The 19,972-nt window shown below is 69.1% G+C and carries 18 protein-coding genes and 1 tRNA gene; 12 read left to right on the top strand and 7 right to left on the bottom strand.

Translation table 11 applies throughout. From position 1 onward, the window contains the following. The first annotated feature begins 51 nt into the window (after positions 1–51). The 3 genes from ACWIHT_RS43730 to ACWIHT_RS43720 all read left to right on the top strand — a co-directional run bounded on the left by ACWIHT_RS43730 (position 52) and on the right by ACWIHT_RS43720 (position 2,747). Entirely contained in the window at positions 52–627 is a 576-nt protein-coding gene (locus ACWIHT_RS43730) for a TerD family protein (RefSeq protein ID WP_456174204.1), read from the top strand. Between the two features lie 130 nt (positions 628–757). Continuing rightward, a complete protein-coding gene (locus tag ACWIHT_RS43725) occupies positions 758–1,903 on the top strand; it encodes a DUF475 domain-containing protein (protein WP_456174203.1) in 1,146 nt (381 codons plus the stop codon). A 109-nt stretch (positions 1,904–2,012) separates the two neighbouring features. Beyond that, entirely contained in the window at positions 2,013–2,747 is a 735-nt protein-coding gene (locus ACWIHT_RS43720) for a TerD family protein (RefSeq protein ID WP_456174218.1), read from the top strand. A 112-nt stretch (positions 2,748–2,859) separates the two neighbouring features. Here ACWIHT_RS43720 and ACWIHT_RS43715 read toward each other — a convergent pair whose 3' ends face one another. Next, a complete protein-coding gene (locus tag ACWIHT_RS43715) occupies positions 2,860–3,666 on the bottom strand; it encodes a TerD family protein (RefSeq protein WP_456174202.1) in 807 nt (268 codons plus the stop codon). 176 nt (positions 3,667–3,842) lie between these two features. Here ACWIHT_RS43715 and ACWIHT_RS43710 point away from each other — a divergent pair, with 176 nt between their 5' ends. Genes ACWIHT_RS43710 through ACWIHT_RS43700 form a run of 3 tightly spaced genes read left to right on the top strand, consistent with a single transcriptional unit; the run spans position 3,843 to position 8,463 of the window. Then, positions 3,843–5,009 carry an HpcH/HpaI aldolase/citrate lyase family protein gene (locus ACWIHT_RS43710; protein ID WP_456174201.1) on the top strand — a complete coding sequence of 389 codons (1,167 nt, stop codon included), beginning with the start codon at positions 3,843–3,845 and terminating at the stop codon, positions 5,007–5,009. A gap of 14 nt (positions 5,010–5,023) precedes the next feature. Then, on the top strand, positions 5,024–7,648 hold the full coding sequence (locus tag ACWIHT_RS43705; protein WP_456174200.1) for a phosphoribosyltransferase: 2,625 nt from the start codon (positions 5,024–5,026) through the stop codon (positions 7,646–7,648). Further along, entirely contained in the window at positions 7,648–8,463 is an 816-nt protein-coding gene (locus tag ACWIHT_RS43700) for an HAD family hydrolase (RefSeq protein ID WP_456174199.1), read from the top strand. The genes ACWIHT_RS43705 and ACWIHT_RS43700 overlap by 1 nt, the downstream gene beginning before the upstream one ends. An 89-nt stretch (positions 8,464–8,552) precedes the next feature. Here the strand turns inward: ACWIHT_RS43700 and ACWIHT_RS43695 are convergent, their stop codons facing one another. Next, entirely contained in the window at positions 8,553–8,765 is a 213-nt protein-coding gene (locus ACWIHT_RS43695; protein ID WP_381252021.1) for an FmdB family zinc ribbon protein, read from the bottom strand. Positions 8,766–9,063: 298 nt separating this feature from the next. Between ACWIHT_RS43695 and ACWIHT_RS43690 the strand changes: the two genes are divergently transcribed. From ACWIHT_RS43690 to ACWIHT_RS43680, 3 genes are all read left to right on the top strand, one after another. After that, the gene (locus tag ACWIHT_RS43690; RefSeq protein WP_456174217.1) at positions 9,064–11,265 is read left to right on the top strand and encodes a transglycosylase domain-containing protein; all 2,202 of its coding nucleotides are present in this window, start codon (positions 9,064–9,066) and stop codon (positions 11,263–11,265) included. A gap of 43 nt (positions 11,266–11,308) precedes the next feature. Next, complete coding sequence (locus ACWIHT_RS43685) at positions 11,309–12,589, top strand: hypothetical protein (protein WP_456174198.1); 1,281 nt, start codon at positions 11,309–11,311, stop codon at positions 12,587–12,589. 109 nt (positions 12,590–12,698) lie between these two features. Then, the gene (locus ACWIHT_RS43680; RefSeq protein ID WP_456174197.1) at positions 12,699–13,868 is read left to right on the top strand and encodes an amidase domain-containing protein; all 1,170 of its coding nucleotides are present in this window, start codon (positions 12,699–12,701) and stop codon (positions 13,866–13,868) included. Positions 13,869–13,897: 29 nt separating this feature from the next. Here ACWIHT_RS43680 and ACWIHT_RS43675 read toward each other — a convergent pair whose 3' ends face one another. Together ACWIHT_RS43675 and ACWIHT_RS43670 are read right to left on the bottom strand one after the other, a co-directional pair. Continuing rightward, positions 13,898–15,286: a hypothetical protein gene (locus ACWIHT_RS43675; protein ID WP_456174196.1), complete on the bottom strand. Its 1,389-nt coding sequence runs from the start codon at positions 15,284–15,286 to the stop codon at positions 13,898–13,900. Positions 15,287–15,357: 71 nt separating this feature from the next. Next, the gene (locus ACWIHT_RS43670) at positions 15,358–16,140 is read right to left on the bottom strand and encodes a DUF4097 family beta strand repeat-containing protein (protein WP_456174195.1); all 783 of its coding nucleotides are present in this window, start codon (positions 16,138–16,140) and stop codon (positions 15,358–15,360) included. Positions 16,141–16,332: 192 nt separating this feature from the next. Between ACWIHT_RS43670 and ACWIHT_RS43665 the strand changes: the two genes are divergently transcribed. Next, positions 16,333–16,407, top strand: a tRNA-Val gene (locus ACWIHT_RS43665). A 78-nt stretch (positions 16,408–16,485) separates the two neighbouring features. Here the strand turns inward: ACWIHT_RS43665 and ACWIHT_RS43660 are convergent. After that, on the bottom strand, positions 16,486–17,229 hold the full coding sequence (locus ACWIHT_RS43660) for a TetR/AcrR family transcriptional regulator (RefSeq protein ID WP_456174194.1): 744 nt from the start codon (positions 17,227–17,229) through the stop codon (positions 16,486–16,488). Positions 17,230–17,333: 104 nt separating this feature from the next. Here ACWIHT_RS43660 and ACWIHT_RS43655 point away from each other — a divergent pair, with 104 nt between their 5' ends. Continuing rightward, on the top strand, positions 17,334–18,233 hold the full coding sequence (locus tag ACWIHT_RS43655; protein WP_456174193.1) for an NmrA family NAD(P)-binding protein: 900 nt from the start codon (positions 17,334–17,336) through the stop codon (positions 18,231–18,233). A 132-nt stretch (positions 18,234–18,365) separates the two neighbouring features. Further along, positions 18,366–18,779: a hypothetical protein gene (locus ACWIHT_RS43650; RefSeq protein ID WP_456174192.1), complete on the top strand. Its 414-nt coding sequence runs from the start codon at positions 18,366–18,368 to the stop codon at positions 18,777–18,779. Positions 18,780–18,798: 19 nt separating this feature from the next. On the opposite strand, the gene ACWIHT_RS43645 is transcribed toward ACWIHT_RS43650, so the two are convergent. Further along, a complete protein-coding gene (locus tag ACWIHT_RS43645; RefSeq protein WP_456174191.1) occupies positions 18,799–19,194 on the bottom strand; it encodes a nuclear transport factor 2 family protein in 396 nt (131 codons plus the stop codon). A 45-nt stretch (positions 19,195–19,239) separates the two neighbouring features. Further along, positions 19,240–19,596 (bottom strand): hypothetical protein, encoded by a 357-nt coding sequence (locus ACWIHT_RS43640; protein ID WP_456174190.1) that lies wholly within the window; start codon positions 19,594–19,596, stop codon positions 19,240–19,242. Positions 19,597–19,972 lie beyond the last annotated feature (376 nt).

Here is a 19,972-nt window from a genome sequence, read left to right as displayed (position 1 = left end):
CCGGGTGCGCAGGACAACTCACACAGCATCGCCTCGGGGAGGACCAGCACAATGGGCGTCACACTCGCCAAGGGGGGCAACGTCTCCCTGTCCAAGGCCGCACCGAACCTCACGAACGTACTGATCGGGCTCGGCTGGGACGCGCGTTCCACCACCGGAGCCGACTTCGACCTCGACGCCAGCGCACTGCTGTGCAACGGCGGCCGGGTGCTCGGGGACGAGTGGTTCATCTTCTACAACCAGCTCAAGAGCCCGGACGGCTCGGTCGAGCACACCGGCGACAACCTCACCGGTGAGGGCGAGGGCGACGACGAGTCGATCCTGGTCGACCTCACCAAGGTCCCGGCCAACGTCGACAAGGTCGTCTTCCCGGTCTCCATCCACGACGCCGACAACCGCGGCCAGACCTTCGGCCAGGTCAGCAACGCCTTCATCCGCGTCGTCAACCAGGCCGACGGCCAGGAACTCGCCCGCTACGACCTCTCCGAGGACGCCTCCACCGAGACGGCCATGATCTTCGGCGAGCTCTACCGCTACCAGGGCGAGTGGAAGTTCCGCGCGGTGGGCCAGGGATATGCCTCCGGTCTGCGCGGCATCGCACTGGACTTCGGGGTCAACGTCTCGTAAAAAGCGGCCGGTTCCGACCGGCTGTCCCGGTCCGGGGAGTCTCCCTCTAGACTCGGTGCTCGACGTCAAATTTTAAGTAAAGCCGAGTGCGGCGCGGGGGAGACCCGTACACACAGGGATTGGGTAGCCAGTGCTTCTGAAAACCTTCGGCTGGTCGTTCGCGGTCACCGCGCTCGGCCTGGTCGCGGCGGCGTTCTACGGGGGGTGGGAAGCCTTCGGAATCGTGGCGATCCTGGCCGTCCTGGAGATCTCGCTGTCCTTCGACAACGCGGTGGTCAACGCCGGGATCCTGAAGAAGATGTCCGCCTTCTGGCAGAAGATCTTCCTCACGGTCGGCGTCCTGATCGCCGTCTTCGGCATGCGGCTGGTGTTCCCCGTCGTCATCGTCGCCGTCACCGCCAAGATCGGCCCGATCGACGCGGTCGACCTCGCGCTCAACAACAAGGACCACTACCAGCAGCTGGTCACCGACGCCCACCCGGCGATCGCGGCCTTCGGCGGCATGTTCCTGCTGATGATCTTCCTCGACTTCATCTTCGAGGAACGGGACATCCAGTGGCTGCGCTGGATCGAGCGCCCGCTCGCCAAGCTCGGCAAGGTCGACATGCTGTCGGTCTGCATCGCGCTCATCGTCCTGCTCATCACCTCCTTCACCTTCGCGGCCCACGCCCACCAGCACGGCGGCGCGCACACCGACAAGGCGCAGACGGTCCTGATCGCGGGTATCTCCGGCCTGATCACGTACATGATCGTCGGCGGGCTCTCCGGCTACTTCGAGGACAAGCTCGAAGAAGAGGAGGAGCGGGAGCACGAGGAGGAGGAAGAGGCCGCGCGCACCGGCAAGCAGCGCTCGGCGGTGGTCCTCGCCGGCCAGGCCGCGTTCTTCATGTTCCTCTACCTGGAGGTCCTGGACGCGTCCTTCTCCTTCGACGGAGTGATCGGCGCCTTCGCCATCACCAACGACATCGTCCTGATGGCGCTGGGCCTCGGCATCGGCGCGATGTACGTCCGCTCCCTGACGGTCTACCTGGTCCGCCAGGGCACCCTGGACGACTACGTCTACCTGGAGCACGGCGCGCACTACGCGATCGGCGCCCTCGCCGTGATCCTCATGGTCACCATCCAGTACCAGATCAACGAGGTCATCACGGGCCTGGTCGGCGTCGTCCTGATCGGCTGGTCGTTCTGGTCCTCGGTCCGCCGCAACAACGCGCTCGCGGAAGCCGAGGGAAAAGCCGGCTCGGACGAGAAGACTGAGGTCTCGTCCGGGGTGTGACAAGCTCCCTGGTAAGGGAACGCTCTGTTCGGGGCGGCAGACAGAGGACATGCCCTCGGTCCGCCGCCCCGACAGCTTTGTCGTGAGTCATGTGGACGTGGGGGCGGGAATGGGCTTCTTCGACGGAATCTGGCGGCGCGAGGCCGACTTCGACTCGGGCAGCGCGGCCAGCAACGCGATCGAACTGACCAAACGGCACCACCAGGTCTCGCTCACCAAACAGGGCGCGGCCACCGGCAACCTGCGCGTCAACCTCACCTGGCGGATGCGCACGTCCGACATCGGCGGCCCCCAGCGCGACAGCCTGCTCCGCCACCCCTTCAAGGCCCTCAAGCCACCCGAGGTCATGGGCCACAGCCAGAGCATGGTCAACGTCGACCTCGACCTGGGCTGCCTCTACGAACTCATGGACGGCACCAAGGGCGTCGTCCAGCCCCTCGGCGGCCTCCTCGGCGACGTCAACTCACCCCCGTACGTGAAGCTCAGTGGCGACGACCGCTTCGGCTCCGCGTCCGGCGAGACGATGTACGTCAACCTCGACCACCGCGACGAGATCAAGCGCCTCCTGGTCTTCGTCTACATCTACGACCAGACCCCCGCCTTCGACCGCACCCACGCGATCGTCACCCTCTACCCCAGCAACGGCCCCCGCATCGAGATAGGCCTCGACGAACGCCACCCCCAGGCCCGCTCCTGCGCGGTGGTGATGATCGAGAACGTCAAGGGGGAGTTCGTGGTCCGCCGAGAGGTGAAGTTCGTCTACGGCTTCCAGGCGGAGCTGGACAGGTTGTACGGGTGGGGACTTCAGTGGGGCAGGGGTTACAAGACGAAGGTCGAGCGCTGAAGCGCCCCGAAGGGGCAGCTTCAGGGGCGCGGGGCTGTGTCGATTTGCGGCTCCGCCGCGCGGGCGCGCCCAGCCCCCACCGGCCCGCACCCGAAAAACTACCCACTCACCCTCAGATGAACTGCGGCCCCTGCGGCGGCAACCGGAAGTCAGGATCCACCGCACTCGCCGCAGGCATCGGCTGGGGATACCCATAAGTCCCGGCACCCACAGGTGCGGCCTGCGGATACCCGTAAGCCGGCTGAGTCACCGGCTCCTGCGCGGGCGCCGCCGCCAGCGGATACCCGTACCCGGACTGCACCGGAACCGCCGGAGGCAACTGCGTGGAAACCGCCGGAGGCAACGGCTGTGAGACCTCGGGAACGCCCGCCGCCTCCGACTCGTCGACCGTGATCCCGAAGTCCATGGCCAGCCCGCGCAGCCCGTTCGCGTACCCCTCACCCAGCGCCCGGAACTTCCACCCCTCACCCCGTCGGTACAGCTCCCCGCAGATCAGCGCGGTCTCCTCGCCGGTCTCCGGCTTGATGTCGAAATACAGCAGCGGCTCACCCTCGGCGACGGCGGCGTCGTACAGCGAGATGCGCAGGCCCAGTACGCGATCGAAGGTCTTGTCCTCCGCCGATGCGACCACCAGAATCCGGCTGACTTCGGGCTCGACACCGGCCAGATCTGTCTGGATCGTGTCGGTGGGGCCCTCGGCGACACGCTTCTTGCCGAGCCACCAGACCTTCCCGGACGGGTGCCGGGGCTGGTTGTAGAAGACGAAGTCCTCGTCGGAACGCACCTGACCGGCGGGGCCGAGGAGCAGAGCAGAGGCATCCACGTCCGGGACACCCTGTCCGGGCGTCCAGCGCAGCACGGCACGTACCGTGGTGGCCTCCAACGGGACGTTCGACCCCTTCAGCATCGCGTGCGTCATGCGGTCATCCTGCCCTCTCGGTCCTGGTCACGACAACGTGGGGGTTCGGACACCGACACGGCCGAGTTACCTGAAGTTCATGCCCGGCGGGAACCCCTGACATGGGTTTGTACGTACTATTACCGGCCACCTATCGAAAACACACACGGTTCACATCGTCACCACGGGGGAGCTTTATGCGTCATTTCGGGCACATTGCCCCTGAGGTACGGCAGCGTCTCTTCTTCCAGGAGCCCTGCGAGTTCGACGCGGACTCCCCGGCCCGGCTGCTCGCCGCGGCCCTCGGCGCCACGCTGTACAGCCCGGCCACCCGGCCCCACCTGGCCGACGACATCGTCAAGCTGGCCGGGCGTGGCGTCGTGTCGATGGTGCTGTGCCTGGAGGACTCGATCGGCGACGAGGACGTCCCGGCCGCCGAGGAGAACCTCGTCCAGCAGTTCACCGAGCTGGCCGCCCGCTCGGGCGCGGAGCTTCCGCTGCTGTTCATCCGGGTCCGCGTGCCCGAACAGATCCCCGACCTCGTCCGCCGCATGGGCCCGGCCGTACGACTCCTCTCCGGCTTCGTGATGCCGAAGTTCACCGAGGAGAGCGGCACCCCCTTCCTGGAGGCGCTGGCCGCCGCGGAGGGCGCGAGCGGACGCCGGCTGTTCGGCATGCCGGTCCTGGAGTCGCCCGAGCTGCTCTACCGCGAGTCGCGCGTCGAGACCCTGGAGGGCATCTCCCGCGCGGTCGACAAGTACCGCGACCGCGTCCTCGCCCTGCGCCTCGGCGTGACGGACTTCTGCTCCTCCTACGGCCTCCGCAGGGCCTCCGACATGACGGCCTACGACGTCCAGATCGTCGCCAACGTGATCGGCGACGTGGTGAACATGCTGGGCCGCGCGGACGGCACCGGCTTCACGGTGACCGGCCCGGTGTGGGAGTACTTCCGGGTCCAGGAGCGCATGTTCAAGCCGCAGCTGCGCCGCAGCCCCTTCCTGGAGGGCCAGGCGGAGGAGCTGCGCGAGGCGCTGATCGAGCACGCCATGGACGGGCTGCTGCGCGAGATCGCCCTCGACCAGGCCAACGGGCTGATGGGCAAGACCTGCATCCACCCCACGCACGTGCTGCCCGTGCACGCGCTGTCCGTGGTCAGCCACGAGGAGTTCTGCGACGCGCAGGACATCCTGCGGCCCGAGCGCGGCGGCGGGGGTGTGCTGCGCTCGGCGTACACGAACAAGATGAACGAGGTGAAGCCGCACCGCGCCTGGGCCGAGCGGACGATGCTGCGCGCCGAGATCTTCGGTGTCGCACGCGAGGACGTCGGCTTCGTGGAGCTGCTCGCCGCCGGAATCCCCGGCTGAATCGCAAGGGACGCATGAACAAGGCAGTGAACAACGCGGTCTGGTCCGGCAGTTGGGTCGCGGAGCGGCTCGGCGTCGAACTCCTCGGCGACCCCGAACTGACCGACCTCCTGGGCCTGGCCCTCCGCCGCAACCCCAAACGGGCCCACCTCCTCGTCTCGAACGTGCTCGGCAAACACGTCCCCCAGTCCCCGTCGATCGTCTACGGCTACGGCTTCACCCTGGGCCGCAGAGTCCGCGACCTCCTGGGCCTGGACGAATCCCGCCGCTCGGTGGTCCTCGGCTACGCGGAGACCGCGACGGGCCTGGGCCACGCGGTGGCCGACGGCATCGCCGTCGCCCCCTACCTCCACTCCACCCGCCGCCCGGTCCCCGGCGTGGCCACGGCAGGCGGCTTCGAGGAGTCCCACTCCCACGCGACGTCGCATCTGCTGTTGCCCGAGAACCCCGAACTCCTTTCCGGCAAGGGCCCGTTGGTCCTGGTGGACGACGAGTTCTCGACGGGCAACACGGTCCTCAACACGATCCGCGACCTCCACGAGCGCTATCCCCGAGACCGGTACGTGGTGGTGGCCCTGGTCGACATGCGCTCCCCGGCGGACGCGGGCCGCCTGGACGAGTTCGCGGCGGAGATAGGCGCGAGGGTGGACCTGGTGGCCGCGGCCTCGGGCACGGTTCGCCTGCCGGCGGGGGTGCTGGAGAAGGGGCAGGAGTTGGTGGCGCGGTACGAGACGGAGGGTGCGGGGGCGGGTAGTCGGTCGTCTGCGGCGCCGTCTGGGCTGAGCGCGCAGTTCCCCGCGCCCCTGAGCGAGACAGGGGGTGCCGGGACAGGTCGTGTGTCGTCTGGCGCGCCGTCCGGGCTGGGCGCGCAGTTCCCCGCGCCCCTAAAAACCCACCTGGACGCCGATTCCCCAGGGGCGCGGGGAACTGCGCGACCAGCCACAACGGACCCGCACCCGGCAGACAACCGCACCCGCCGAGTCGATCTCCGCTGGCCCCGAAACCTCCCCGACGGCGGACGTCACGGCTTCACCCCCGCTCACCGAATACGCCTCGAAGCCGCCCTCCCCGCAATGGCGGCCCGCCTCGCAGAGGCACTCCCAGAAGAAGCGCACCGTGTGCACATGCTGGGCTTCGAAGAGCTGATGTACGCCCCCCTCAGACTCGCCCGCGAGCTGGAGCAGATAGCCGACGCCGACGTCACCTACTCCACCACCACCCGTTCCCCCGTCCTCGCGGTGGACGACCCCGGCTACGCGATCCGCACCCGCCTCACCTTCCCCGCCCACGACACCCCCGCCGACGGCCCCGGCGACCGCTACGCCTACAACATCGCCGGCGCCGGCTTCGACGCGGTCGTCGCGGTCGTCGACTCCCGCGGGGACACCCCCGAACTGCACGGCCTGCTCGCCGAGTTGGCCGCGCACACCCCGCACGTCGTCCTCGCGGTGATCCCCTCGTACGTCCCCGAAAGGCCCCCCATGCTGCCCGAGCCCCTCCGCGGCCCCGCCTTCTCCTCGTACGCGCCGGAAGAGGTCGGCTGGCTGCTCCAGGACCTCTCGGACGTGACGCTGGAGGCACCGACCGAGGAGCGCGAGGAGGCCATCCAGAGCGGCGGCGCGCACTACGCCGAGTCGCTGCCGGTGGAGTACCAGCCGAGCGAGCAGTACCAGGAGCTGTTCCACACCGCGCTGGACGAGGCGGCGGGACGCCTCGCACTCGCCGTAGGCGCCGTCACCGAACTCGTCCTCGCCGAACGCTCACCGCACCCCGTGCTCGTCTCCCTCGCCCGCGCCGGCACCCCCGTAGGCGTCCTGATGCGCCGCTGGGCCCAGTACCGCCACGGTCTCGAACTCCCGCACTACGCCGTGTCGATCGTGCGCGGCCGGGGCATCGACGCGAACGCGCTGCGCTATCTCGCCGCCCACCACGACCCCGCCGACGTCGTGTTCGTCGACGGCTGGACCGGCAAGGGCGCCATCACCCGCGAACTCGCCGACGCGATCAGGGAGTTCGAGGAGTCCGACGGCATCACCGGCTTCGACCCGGAGATCGCGGTACTGGCCGACCCCGGCTCCTGCGTGAAGACGTACGGCACCCGCGAGGACTTCCTCATCCCCTCCGCCTGCCTCAACTCGACCGTCTCGGGCCTGATTTCGCGCACGGTGCTGCGCTCGGACCTGGTCGGCCCGCACGACTTCCACGGCGCGAAGTTCTACCGCGAACTCGCCGGCGTGGACGTCTCGGTGGACTTCCTGGACGCCGTGGCCGCCCGCTTCCCGGAGGTCACGGACGCCGTGGCGACCCTCGCCAAGGAACTGCTGGCCGCCGACCGCACCCCAACCTGGGAGGGCTGGGCGGCGGTTGAGCGGATCAGCGAGGAGTACGGCATCCACGACGTGAACCTCGTCAAGCCCGGCGTCGGCGAGACCACCCGGGTGCTGCTGCGCCGGGTGCCCTGGAAGATCCTTGCGCGGGCCGGTGCGGGAGCCGACCTCGACCACGTCAGACTGCTCGCCGAGCAGCGAGGCGTACCAGTCGAGGAGGTGGCCGAACTGCCGTACACCTGCGTGGGGTTGATCCACCCCAAGTACACGCGCGGTGCGACCGGTGCCGACGGCAAGGCGGTGGCGGTCTGATGCCGGTACTCGTCGCGAGCGACCTCGACCGTACGCTCATCTACTCCGCGGCCGCCCTCGCCCTGACCATGCCGGACGCGCGGGCGCCCCGGCTGCTCTGCGTGGAGGTGCACGAGAGCAAGCCGTTGTCCTTCATGACGGAAACGGCGGCCGGACTCCTCGCCGAACTCGGCGGACTTGGCGCCGACACGGCCGTGTTCGTCCCCACCACCACCCGCACCCGCAAGCAGTACCAGCGCATCAGCCTGCCCGGCTCGGAGCCGAAGTACGCGATCTGCGCCAACGGCGGCCACCTGCTCGTCGACGGCGCGACCGACGAGGACTGGCACGCCGGGGTGCAGGCGAAGCTGGCCGCCGAGTGCGCGCCGCTGGAGGAGGTCCGCCAGTACCTGGCCGACACCGCCGACCCGGCCTGGGTCCGCAAGCACCGCGTCGCCGAGGACCTCTTCGCCTACCTCGTCGTAGAGCGCGAACTCCTCCCCGAGGAGTGGGTGAAGGAACTCGCGGTCTGGGCCGAGAACCGCGGCTGGACGGTCTCCCTCCAGGGCCGCAAGATCTACGCCGTCCCGAAGCCCCTCACCAAGAGCGCCGCGATGAGAGAGCTGGCCCACAGAACCGGTGCCGACCTCACCCTCGCAGCAGGCGACTCCCTACTGGACGCCGACCTCCTCCTGGCAGCGGACAAGGGCTGGCGCCCGGGCCACGGAGAACTGGCGGACGAGGCGTGGACGGCTCCGAATGTCACGGCCCTGCCTGAGCGAGGCGTCCAGGCAGGCGAGCGGATCCTCGAAGAGTTCCTAAGGGCAGCTTCCTAGGGGCGCGGGGCTGTATCTGATCTGCGGCTACCGCCGCGTGGGCGCGCCCAGCCACAACGCACCCGCACCTGACGACGCACAGGGCCTGCCTAGCCGCAACACCCTCCACCACAGCAACCGCCCCCTCCGCCCGCCGCGGGCGAGGGGGCGGACGACGTCCCGCCCACCGCCACGGCCGACAGCAACTTCACCGTGTCGTCATGCCCCGCAGGGCAGTCCGCGGGCGCGGACGACTCCGCCATCGGACGGCTGACTTCGAACGTGGATCCACAGGTACGGCAGCGGTACTCATAGCGAGGCATGGCATCAGGCTAACGCCGCCCTGACATGAAGACGGCACCTTGTTTTTTCATGAAGGTTTCGGCTGTGTCCTGTTCTGTCGTTTTCTTATATGGAGAACTTGCGAAGACCACTGGTAATTTGAGTTCGCCGCGTGACCTGTGAGGCCGGGGGGAACCGGGATTTGCAGCCGCGTCCACGGCAACCTTGTAAGACCCTCGTACGTCTGTGCGTCTGCCTGTGCGAGCAATATGGAGTGCGGAGGGAGCCGTCGTGACCCACGAGGGGGAGGGGGAGCAGCCTCAGCGGCCGGACGAGACCATGCAGCTGAAGCTCCCTGCCGGGTTCCGGCCGGACGAGACCATGCAGTTGCGGTTGTCCGACCTGGCGATACCGAAGGCACCCGAGGCACCCGAGGCCCCCGAGATACCCGAGGGGGAGACGAAACCGGTACGGCACCGGGGCCGCAAAGCCCCCCGCCCGTCCCTCCGCACCCGTCTCTCCCGCCTCGCCCAGGCCCTCGGCCCCCGCTTCGCCCCCCTCATCGCCCGCCTCGCCCCGGTCGTGATCTTCCTCACGCCGTACGTCCGCAAGATGCGCCCGCAGTACCCGCGCCCGGGCCGTACCGACTGGCGCCGCTGGATACCCTCCTGGCGGCAGTGGCTCGGGGGAGCGCTCGCCTCCGTCGGGCTCAGCGGACTGTTCCTGGTCGTCGCCTACGCGGCCACCGACATCCCCTCGAACCTCAACACGTACGCGACCCAGCAGGACAACGTGTACTTCTGGTCCGACGGCACGCCCATGGCCCGTACCGGCTGGGTGCAGCGGCAGGCGATGCCGCTGAAGGACATCCCGACCGATGTCCGCTGGGCGGTGCTCGCCGCCGAGAACCAGAGCTTCTACACCGACCCCGGCATTTCCGTGAAGGGCATCGCCCGCGCCCTCTATCGCACGGTCGGTGAGGGGGACACCGAGGGCGGCTCGACGATCACCCAGCAGTACGTCAAAAACGTCTATCTGACCCAGAACCAGACGGTGAGCCGCAAATTCACCGAAGCGATGATCTCCCTCAAGCTCGACAACAAGATGAGCAAGGACAAGATCCTTGAGGGCTATCTCAACACCAGCTGGTTCGGCCGCGGTACCTATGGTCTACAGCGCGCCTCGCAGGCCTACTACGGCAAGGACGTCAGCCAGCTCAACGCCAGCGAGGGCGCCTTCCTCGCCTCCCTGCTGAAGGGCGCGGGCCTCTACGATCCGACGCTCAGCAAGGCCAACCACGCCCGGGCGGTGGCCCGTTGGTCCTGGATCCTGGACCGCATGGTGAAGATCGGCAAGCTGTCGCCGGCCGAGCGCGCCAAGTACAAGACCTTCCCCGAGCCGCTCAAGCAGTCGCGGACCTACGACACCGGAAAGCAGAGCGACTACCTGGTCGAGCTGGCGACGCAGTACGCGAAGAAGACCGGGCACATCTCGGACAAGGACTTCGACCTCGGCGGCTACCAGATCTACACGACCTTCGACCGCGACCGCGAGACCGAGCTGACGGACGCCGTCACCAAGGCCCGCAAGGCCGCGCAGGAGGACGACCCGGCCAATGCGAAGGCCGCGCACTACGGCGCCTCCTCGGTGGCCTCCGACGGCCGTATCCTCGCGGTCTACGGCGGCCCCGACCACCGTACGCAGGGCTTCAACGAGTCCAACGCGACCACCGTCCCGGCCGGTTCGGCCTTCGAACCCTTCGTCTACGCCGCCGCGTTGGAGCACGGGGTCACCAAGACCCGGGGCAGTCCGCCGACCCCGGTCACTCCGGAGACGCTGTACGACGGGAACGACGGCGTGCCGGTGACCACACCGGAGGGGCCGTACTGGGACCGCAGCGGCAAGAAGGTCTCCGCGCACAACGACGGCAAGAAGTCCTACGGGCAGATCAGTCTGCGCCAGGCCCTCGCCCAGTCCGTGAACACCCCGTTCATGCAACTCGGCATGGATACCGGCCTGTCGACCGTGCGGGGGACCGCCGAGGCGGCCGGACTGCTCTCCTCCAGTTTCGGGGCGCAGGTACCCGCGCTGTCCACGGGCAACGCCACGCCCAGCGCCCTGCGCATGGCGAGCGCGTACGGCACGTTCGACGCCGGGGGCGTCCACACCGAGCCGTACTCGGTCCGCCGTATCACCCGCAACGGCGCCGGGGTCGAGCTGACGCGGCCGAAGCCGAACCGGGCGATGAGCAAGGTCACCGCCCGTGAGGTGACCGAGGCGCTCACGGACTCCTTCGGTCTCGCGCATCCCACCGCCGCCAAGACCGCCGGAGCCGTCGTGGCGGGCAAGACCGGCACCACCGAGGACGACACCGCGGCCTGGTACGTCGGCACCGCCAAGTCCGTGTCGACCGCCGTCGTCGTCTACCGCATCGACCTGAGCAAGAGCCTCGAACCCCTGCCGCTGAAAGGAATCTCCGGCACCCCAGTCACCGACGTCCCCTACGGCATCTGGTCGAGAGCCATGACCCCGCTCGGCTGACCACCGCAGCGCAACCGCCACCTCCTCGCAGAATGAGCCGCCCATGAAGCCCCCGACGAAGGCGCCGTCCGGCCGCCGCCGCCGAGCACCTGAACCACGTCGTCGTACCCCGAAGCCGGGATTCCTCACCCTGGCCGTGTTCCTTGTCGTCGCCTCCCTGGTGACCGGATACCTGGCGTTGAACCGGGACAACACGACGCCGACCGCGTCGGCCGGCAAGAACGCCTCGCCGAAGTCGACCAAGGAACCCGTCTGGGACGGCAAGACGAAGGTGCTGGGGGACGGCTCGACGTCGTACACGGGGCCTCAGACGGGCCAGTTGAAGGCCGTACCGCTCAAGCCCGGTGAGAAACCACCCCAGTTCGTCGTCTTCTCCTGGGACGGGGCCCTACAGGGGGACGACGAACTCTTCTCGCACTACCGGGAGATGGCCAAGGAGTACAACGCCCACATGACCTTCTTCCTCACGGGCATCTATCTGCTGCCCAAGAGCAAGAGGGACCTGTACCACCCGCCGATGCACCCGGTGGGCTCGGCCGCGATCGACTTCCCCACCGACCAGCACATCCGCGACACCCTGGAGCAACTCCGCCTGGCCTACGAGCAGGGCAACGACATCGGCACCCACTTCAACGGCCACTTCTGCGAGGCCAAGGGCGGCGGTGACTGGAGCGTCGCGCAGTGGAAGAGCGAGATCGACCAGTTCTTCTCCTTCGTCGAGAACTGGAAGACCAACACCGGCTACACCGACATCCCGGCCCTGCCCTTCGACTTCAAGAAGGAGGTCGTCGGCGGCCGTGCCCCCTGCCTGGAGGGCCAGCCCAACCTCCTGAAGGCGCTGAAGGGTTACGGCTGGAAGTACGACGCCAGCTCCCCGGGCGACTTCCAGATATGGCCCACCAAGAAGGACGGCCTCTGGGACTTCCCGCTCGAACTGCTCCCCTACGGGAACAACATCCAGGCCCTGTCGATGGACTTCAACTTCCTCTACAACCAGTCCAACGGCGCCACCCAGGGCGACCCCTCGAAGTTCGCCGACTGGGAACAGAAGACCATCGACTCGTACATGGCCGGCTTCAACCGGGTCTACTACGGCAGCCGTGCGCCCCTGTTCATCGGCAACCACTTCGAGAACTGGAACGGCAGCATCTACATGAAGGCGATCGACACGATCATCCCGAAGATCTGCACCAAGAAGGGCGTGAAGTGCGTGTCCTTCAAGGAGCTTTCGGACTGGATGGATGTGCAGTCGCCGACGACTTTGCAGCAGTTGCGCAGTCTGGACCCGGCCCAGTCGCCGGACTGGTCCACGGTGGTCAAGTGACCTGTCGCGACTGGTGAACTCACCAACCGCAACCCCCTTCACAGTAGCCACACATGGCGTGCGAAGATGCCCTCGCCCGGTAGGCGTACCGGCGTAGAGGGGAACCCCATTGAAATCCAGAAAACTGAGCCGTAGCAGGAGCCGTACGGCCATAGTCTCGGCGGCGGCCGCCTCGGTCGTCGCCGGTGTCGCCCTCGTGCCCAACTGGAGCGCGGGCGCGGCCGTCGTGAACGACCCGACCGTGGACGCCTCGACCAAGGCGACCTTCCAGAAGCTGGCCGACGCGGTGTTCACCGACCGCACCCAGGCCCTTGTCCACGGGGCGACCACGAAGCAGAGCACCTCGCGCTTCTCCGGCGACGTCCGGCTCTCCAGCACCCAGTCGCGCGACGAGAAGTCCGCGCTGACCCAACTGCGCGGCCGCCAGAGCAGCATCGCGAAGCTCGGCGAGACGTACAGCACGGGCAGCACCAAGGTCACGCTCGACGCGACCCGGGTCACCGGCCGCACCGCCAAGGCCGACGTCACCGAGACGACCACGCTGACGTACGCGAAGGCCACCGACGGGGCGCCGAAGACCACCGGCTTCCAGGCCCACCACGAGCTGACCTTCAAGGCCGACCAGCAGGGCACCTGGCAGCTGTCGAAGGTCGAGGACACCGACACCGGCGGCCTCGCCGTCAACACGGTGGCCAAGCCCGCGGTCAAGGCGAACCCCGCCCCGGCCGACGACGGCAACACCACGCCGGACGCGCCGCGCGCGGCCACCACCCGCAACCCGGTGGCGGTGCCGAAGACGAGCACGACGTACGACTACAAGGCGATGGCGACCTACGCCGAGAAGTACTGGAACGTCTACAACACGGACTACCCGAACTTCAACGGCCACGCGGACGGCGGCGACTGCACCAACTTCGTCAGCCAGTCCCTGAAGGCCGGCGGCTGGAAGCACGTCCCGGGCTACGTCTACGACTACACGAAGTGGTTCGGCACCGCCGACATCCAGTCGGACTCCTTCGTCGGCGTCAACGAGTGGTCCTGGTTCGCCCAGAACTCCAAGCGGACCACCCCGCTCGCCAACGTCTACCAGGCCGAGGTCGGCGACGTCATCCAGGTCGACTTCGACCGGGACGGCTCCAAGGACCACACGATGATCGTGACGTACAAGGCCAACGGCATCCCGTACGTCACCTACCACTCGAACAACACCTACCGCAGGTCCCTGTCGAGCCTCATCGCGTCGTACCCGAACGCGTACTACTACGCGTACCGCACCTGATCCGTTCAGGTCTCCACCCGCCGTCGGGCTCAGTGCCCGGCGGCGGTCCCGCGCTCCTCGCGGATCTGGCCGACCACTCGCGCGACCGTCTGGCGTACGGCCTCCGTCTCGGTCAGGAAGTGCCAGTAGTCGGGGTGGCGGCCCTCCAGCGTGGCGACCGCGCGGTCCAGGCGGCCCACGGCGTCGTCGAGCGGGCGGGCGTGCCGCGGCTCGGGTGTGGTCCGGCCCGACATCGCCAGGCGCTGGGCGTCGCGGATCGCGAAGCGGGTGCGGTCGATCTCCTGCTGGGGGTCCTTCTGTACGGCGTTCAGCCGCCGCAGCCGGTCACCTGCCGCCGACACGGCCTCGTCGGTGGTGTTCAGCAGCGCCCGTACCGTCGACAGCAGTGACGTCGCGTCCGGCCAGCGCTGCGCGTCCCGCGCGGCCTGCGCCTCCTTCAGCTTCAGCTCGGCCTGCCGTACGTTCTCACCGGCCTGGTCGGGCACGTGCTGGAGGTCCTGCCAGCAGGCGGCCGAGAACCGCCGCCGCAGCTCGCTCAGCACCGGATCGACCTGCCCCGCACGGGTGGTCAGCGCCTGCGCGCGGGTCCGCAGCGACACCAGCCGGTGGTCGATCTCGGCGGCCCGCTCCGGCAGTTGACCGGCCTCGGCCGTGATGGCCTCCGCCTCCCGCGCGACCTGCGTGGCCCGTTCCAGCGTCTGCGGCACCCCGTGCTGCCCGGCACCCTGGTTCAGCTTCGTCAGCTCCGGCCCGAGCTTCGCGAGCCGCCCGGCGAGATCGTCGGCCCGCAGCCCCGACGCCCGTACGGCGTCCAGCGCGTTGCTCGCCGCGAGCAGCGCCTGCCGGGCCCGCTCCACGGCCGGCGCCAGCCGCGCGAGCTGTGTCTCCGCCTTGCCGAGCAGCGGCCCGAGCCCGCTCTCGAACCTGTCCAACTCCTGCTTGACCTGGCCGAGTTGGTCCTTCGCGGCGGTCAGCTCGGCGCGGGCCTGGTTCGCGGCGGCGGCCTCCAGGTCGTCGCGGTCGAGGTCGTGCGCGTCGACGGCGTTGATGTACCGGCCGCTCGCCTCGTCGATCCGTCGGCCCAGCGCCTCGAAGTCGGTGACCGCGCGGCGCGCGGCCGGCGAGTCGTCGACCGCGGTGATGGTGTCTATCGAGATCCGCAGATCCCGCTGGGCGGTGTCCAGCTCGTAGAACGCGGCGGCCGCCGCGTCCTTCGCCGCCTGCGCCTCGGCCCGCTGGCTCTCCGCCCGCCCGCCGAACCAGCGCCGGGTGCCACCGCCCGCGAACGCTGCGGCCAGCACCGGCGCGGCGAGCAACGGCAGGCCCATCAGCGTGAGGGTGTCGAAGGCGGCACGGGCGGTGGAACCGCGCCGGGACCGTGTGAGCGGCGAATACGGCTGCGCTGGTGTCGCCGTCACATCCCTCTCCCGTGTTGTGTGTCCTGACCGTTGTCATTCTCCCACCGGTAGAGGACGAACACACGGGCCGGTCAGTTCGCGTTCCGCACCGTGACTTTCCCGTCGCCCGTACGGGCGCTCACCACATGGGAACTCGACGAGTCCCGGGGCACCGACACATCCACTCCGCCGTCCCCGGTCTTCGTCGTCACCCGGTACTTGGCGGCCCCCTTGGGCAACGCGACCGTCACCGACCCGTCGCCACTGCGCGACTCCACCAGATCCGGTACGACCCCGAACTCCAGGTGCACCGATCCGTCACTGGTGGTGGTGCGCACCTCCCGCGACGACACCTCGGCGTGCACGGACCCGTCCCCGGTGTGCAGCGTCAGCGGCCCGGTGGAGTCGGTCACCCGCACGGAACCGTCGCCGGTCCGCACACTCAGCGCGTCCTTGAAGCCCCGCGCCCGCACACTCCCGTCCCCGTCCTCCACCTTCACGGTGACCCCGCGCGGCACCTCGATCCGGTGCTTGGCCGAACAGTCGGCGATCACCCCGGAACACTTCAGCCGCAGCACCAGCCGGTCACCCTTCATCGCCCAGGTCACCTTGGGATCCGAACCGATCGCCACGCTGCCCTGCCACCACCGGGTGACCTCGATCTTCCCCGCCGGATTGGCGTCCGCGGCGACGACTTCGAGCGCCGAGTCGTCCGAGTCGATGGTGAGCGTACGGCCGGGCAGCGCGAAGGTCCGCTGATCGGGATGCTTGTCGTCACCGGCGGAGGCACCGGCGCAGGCCGTGGCGCCGACGAGGAGCAGGGCGAGGCCGCCGGTCGCGGCGAGGACACGACGACTGCTGCGGGTGCGGGTCACGATGATTTCCCCCTGGGACGGTCGCGGAGTCCCGATGACTCCTACGGCTCCCCTCGACCGTAGGGAGCGACGCCCCGCCGCGGCATCCGGCGCGCTCCCGGACTCGGGGTGGGGAAAACCCCCGGCACATCTCCGTGGGGATACGGGTTTGCAGGACAGGCCCCCTGGCAATGTAGGCTGTCGACTCGTCCTGGGCGCGTAGCTCAGGGGTAGAGCGTCGCCCTTACAAGGCGAATGTCGGCGGTTCGAAACCGTCCGCGCCCACCAGGATAAGTAGCAGGTCAGAGGCTCAGGTCAGCCGGTGTGAAGCCGGGACCTGGGCCTTGATCTTTTCTACGGTCTCTTCTACGGCCGCTCGCTGAGCCGTCGGCGACGGGCTCGCTGTCGGCAGGTCGCTCCGCAGTAGAGGGCGGGGCGGCCGATGGACCGGGCGTCGAGCCGGGCCCCGCACTCCTCGCACCGCGGCGCCGCGTGAAGCGTGCCGGGTGCGTCACGAAACACCCGCCCTTCCGTGACGGACGCGGAACTCCGCAGGCTCTCCAGCGCCAGCCGCACCATGCGGATGCCACCGTTCCGGTCGCGGTGCGCCGCCCACATCGCGGCGCAGCCGACGGTGAGCGCGGCGACATCGTCCGCGCTGACGTCGGCACGGACCCCGCCCGCCCGCTGGGCCGCGTGCAGCAACTCGTCGAGTGCCTGGCGGAAGCGCCGCGCCGACGCGGCCAGACCGGGGCGCGGCCAGTTCGCCTCCGCGGTCAGGGCGTCGCACGCGTGTTTGCGCCCGTGGGAGGTCTCGACGACCTTCAGCAGGAATCCGAAGAACGCCGCGACAGGGTCGGTACGGGCCGCCCACCGTCGAGCGGCCTCCACATGGTCGTCGATCTGCTGGACGAGTACGGCCTCCAGCAGGAACTCCTTGCTGGGGAAGTGCCGGTACACGGTGCCCGCGCCGACCCCCGCCTGCCGTGCGATCGCGCCGAGCGAGATGTCGAGACCGTGCTCGTCGAACGCCCGCGAGGCGGCGGCGAGCACCTTCACCCGGTTGCGGCGGGCATCAACCCGGCCGACTTCCTTGGGAGTTGTCGTCATGTCACGTAATCCCTTGTCCGCCGGACTCAACCGGGTGCAGCATTCCACATCGACCCCGGGCCCAAGCCATCTTGCCCACCGACCATCCCGGGGCGGAGGACGACATGACCACTGACCGCTTGGTCGTCGTGACCGGTGCGACCGGCCGACAGGGCGGCGCCACCGCACGCCGGCTGCTGGCGGCCGGCAGACCGGTGCGCGCACTCGTGCGGGACACGGCCGCACTCGCCGCCAAGGCACTCGAAACCGCCGGGGCCGAACTCGTCCGCGGCGACTTCGACGACCCGTCGAGTCTGCTGGCGGCACTGGAGGGAGCGGCGGCACTGTTCGCCGTACCGCCCGCGGTGTTCGGACCGGCCGGTGCCGACGCGGAACGGGAGGCCGTCCGGGGCCGGGCACTGATCGATGCCGCAGCCGCCGTGGGGATCGAGCACGTCGTCTTCACGGGCATCGCGTCCACACCGGGGCGCCCAGGTGGCTCCGAGGCGAAGCAACGCATCGAGGACCACCTGCGTGAGCGGATCCGGACGGTGACCGTGCTGCGCCCGGTGCGGTTCATGTCGAACTATCTCGGATCGACACCCATCGGAGTCGACGGCATCGCGCACGGCCTGCACCGGCATGTCTTCCCACCGGACGAACCCGCCCAGATCATCGCCGTGGAGGACATCGCCGAATTCGCCGCGCTGGCCTTCGACCAGCCGGACCGGTTCGCGGGGCGAAGCCTGGAGCTGGCCGGGGACGCCCCCACTCCCAACGAGGCGGTCGCCGCGATCAGCGAGGCCACCGGTGTCACGGTGCGCTACGAGCAGGTCACCCACGCCGAAGCCGTCGCGCTCAACCCGGCGATGGCCGAGGCCCGGGAACGCTGGGTATCAGGATCACGCTGGCACGCCGACATCGAGGCGCTGCGCGTCATCCACCCCGGACTGCGCACCCTCGCGGACTGGCTCGCCGAATCAGGCGCGGCACTGCTGCGGGAGCGACTCGGCGACCCCTCCTAGCCGTCGCCGAGGATGCGCCGTACGGCGGTTCGCAGCCCGCGTTCCGTGCCGGGCTGACGAGGATGCCCGGGATTCTGCGGAAGGTGCCGGAAGACGCTCGCGGAATTCGGGGGCGGTGGGCAGGATGGGGTCATGACTCAACCTGGCGCCACGCCCTCGGGTTCCGTGTTGTCCCTGTGGTCGAAGGACTCGGTGTTGTCGATCGGTTCGGTGGGGTCGGTGTTGTCCATCGGGTCCGTGGGGTCGGCTCTGTCCGTCGGGTCGATCGGCAGTTCGCTGTCGGTCGGGTCGATCGGCTCGGCGCTGTCCCTGGTCTCGGCGGGCTCGTGGCTCAGCACGGGGTCCGTACTGTCCGCGCAGTCACGGTGGTCGGTGCTGTCGTGGCGTGCGACGCGCGGCTTCCGGGAGGTCGGCGTCGGGGCCGGGACCGGAGCGGGGACCGGCACCGGGGTCCGTTTCGGCGGGGTGCCGGTCGTGGGGGCGGTCGGAGTCGTCGGGGCCGTCGCTGTCCTGGCGCTGGCCCAACGGGCACTGCGCAAGCCGTAGTTGGGGACGGCGGGGCAGGTCAGGACCAGAACTCGTTCGACCTGTCGATGTCCTCGACACACTCGTCCAGGTCCGTGATCTTGTCGCCGAGGATGCGGAACACGATGCCGCCGGTCTCGTCGATGCGCTTGCCGTCGCGCTCGGCCGTGACGTGGTGGAACGTGACCGCGTGGCCCCGGCCGTCCACGAGGACGTCGCGCAGTTCGACGCGCAGGGTGCCGTTCGTCTGCGCGAAGAGCTGACCGTACATGTCGATGGCCGCGTCCAGGCCCTTGAAGTCGCCGGACAGCGGGTGGGTGCCGGGCACGTGGTGCGTGACGTCCGAGGACATCAGCCCGCGCAGGGTGTCCATGTCACCGCGGACGAACGCGTCGTAGCCCTCGCGGACGAGGAGTGCGTGCGGGTGGTCGGCCATGATCGATCGCCGCCTCTCGGTTGCTTCGGCGATATGAGGCTCAACTCACCCATTGTCCGCCTTTTCGTCCGCCAGTGGCGCCTCGTGGGCGTGCTTCAGCCTCATCCGTGACTCGACGCGCTCCGCCGCGGTGACCTCCGTCCAGAAGCGGTGACCGCTGACGAAGACCGCGAGTTCGTGCTCGCGCTGCCGGAGCTTCTCCACCTCGGCCTGTTCGTCGGGCGTCCAGCCCGGGGAGGCGGGGCGCTCCACCTTGCGCCAGCCGCCCGTGTCGCTGAACCCGTCCAGGGGCTCGACCGACCAGGGCAGCCGCTTCAGCAGGGTCGTCAGCTCTGCCCGGACCTGATGCAGCTCCTCCTGACCGGCGAGGAGGTCGCTAGGGAAGTCGTAGGTCGTTGCCACGCGCTAATGCTACGCCTGTTCGAATTTGGGTCGCGAGTTCCTTCCGGGACTTCATACGAACGGGTGTGGGTCCCGACTACTCCGGGGGAGAGAGGAACAGCCGCGCGCCGATCTCCTCGTTGGCGTGACCGGCCGCCGCGAGCTGGGCGATCTGGTGCGGCGGCTGCTGCTGCGGTGTCGGGGAGGCCAGGCCGGAGTCGGCAGTGGTGGAGACCGAGACCGAGACCGTGACCGTGATGCCGGTGGCCCGCAGTTCGCGGTCGGCGCGGGCAGTCCAGGGGGTGGCCTCCAGGCGACGGAAGATCTCGGCCGCCTCAGAGAGATGGCGGCGAGCGTCGGCGATCCGCCTGCGGCGGCGCAGCTGTGAGCCATAGCC

Source organism: Streptomyces sp. NPDC002276 (genome assembly GCF_053891435.1).
This window is presented reverse-complemented; position numbering and strand designations above follow the sequence as displayed.

What these genes read in the sequence shown, in the direction of transcription:
- ACWIHT_RS43645 (WP_456174191.1), bottom strand. Translation starts at nt 19,194, where the DNA reads ATGGCCGACCACCCGCACGCACTCCTCGTCCGCGAGGGCTACGACGCG.
- ACWIHT_RS43650 (WP_456174192.1), top strand. Translation starts at nt 18,366, where the DNA reads ATGACTCAACCTGGCGCCACGCCCTCGGGTTCCGTGTTGTCCCTGTGG.
- ACWIHT_RS43715 (WP_456174202.1), bottom strand. Translation starts at nt 3,666, where the DNA reads ATGACGCACGCGATGCTGAAGGGGTCGAACGTCCCGTTGGAGGCCACC.
- ACWIHT_RS43710 (WP_456174201.1), top strand. Translation starts at nt 3,843, where the DNA reads ATGCGTCATTTCGGGCACATTGCCCCTGAGGTACGGCAGCGTCTCTTC.
- ACWIHT_RS43690 (WP_456174217.1), top strand. Translation starts at nt 9,064, where the DNA reads ATGCAGCTGAAGCTCCCTGCCGGGTTCCGGCCGGACGAGACCATGCAG.
- ACWIHT_RS43685 (WP_456174198.1), top strand. Translation starts at nt 11,309, where the DNA reads ATGAAGCCCCCGACGAAGGCGCCGTCCGGCCGCCGCCGCCGAGCACCT.
- ACWIHT_RS43655 (WP_456174193.1), top strand. Translation starts at nt 17,334, where the DNA reads ATGACCACTGACCGCTTGGTCGTCGTGACCGGTGCGACCGGCCGACAG.
- ACWIHT_RS43705 (WP_456174200.1), top strand. Translation starts at nt 5,024, where the DNA reads ATGAACAAGGCAGTGAACAACGCGGTCTGGTCCGGCAGTTGGGTCGCG.
- ACWIHT_RS43700 (WP_456174199.1), top strand. Translation starts at nt 7,648, where the DNA reads ATGCCGGTACTCGTCGCGAGCGACCTCGACCGTACGCTCATCTACTCC.
- ACWIHT_RS43720 (WP_456174218.1), top strand. Translation starts at nt 2,013, where the DNA reads ATGGGCTTCTTCGACGGAATCTGGCGGCGCGAGGCCGACTTCGACTCG.
- ACWIHT_RS43695 (WP_381252021.1), bottom strand. Translation starts at nt 8,765, where the DNA reads ATGCCTCGCTATGAGTACCGCTGCCGTACCTGTGGATCCACGTTCGAA.
- ACWIHT_RS43730 (WP_456174204.1), top strand. Translation starts at nt 52, where the DNA reads ATGGGCGTCACACTCGCCAAGGGGGGCAACGTCTCCCTGTCCAAGGCC.
- ACWIHT_RS43660 (WP_456174194.1), bottom strand. Translation starts at nt 17,229, where the DNA reads ATGACGACAACTCCCAAGGAAGTCGGCCGGGTTGATGCCCGCCGCAAC.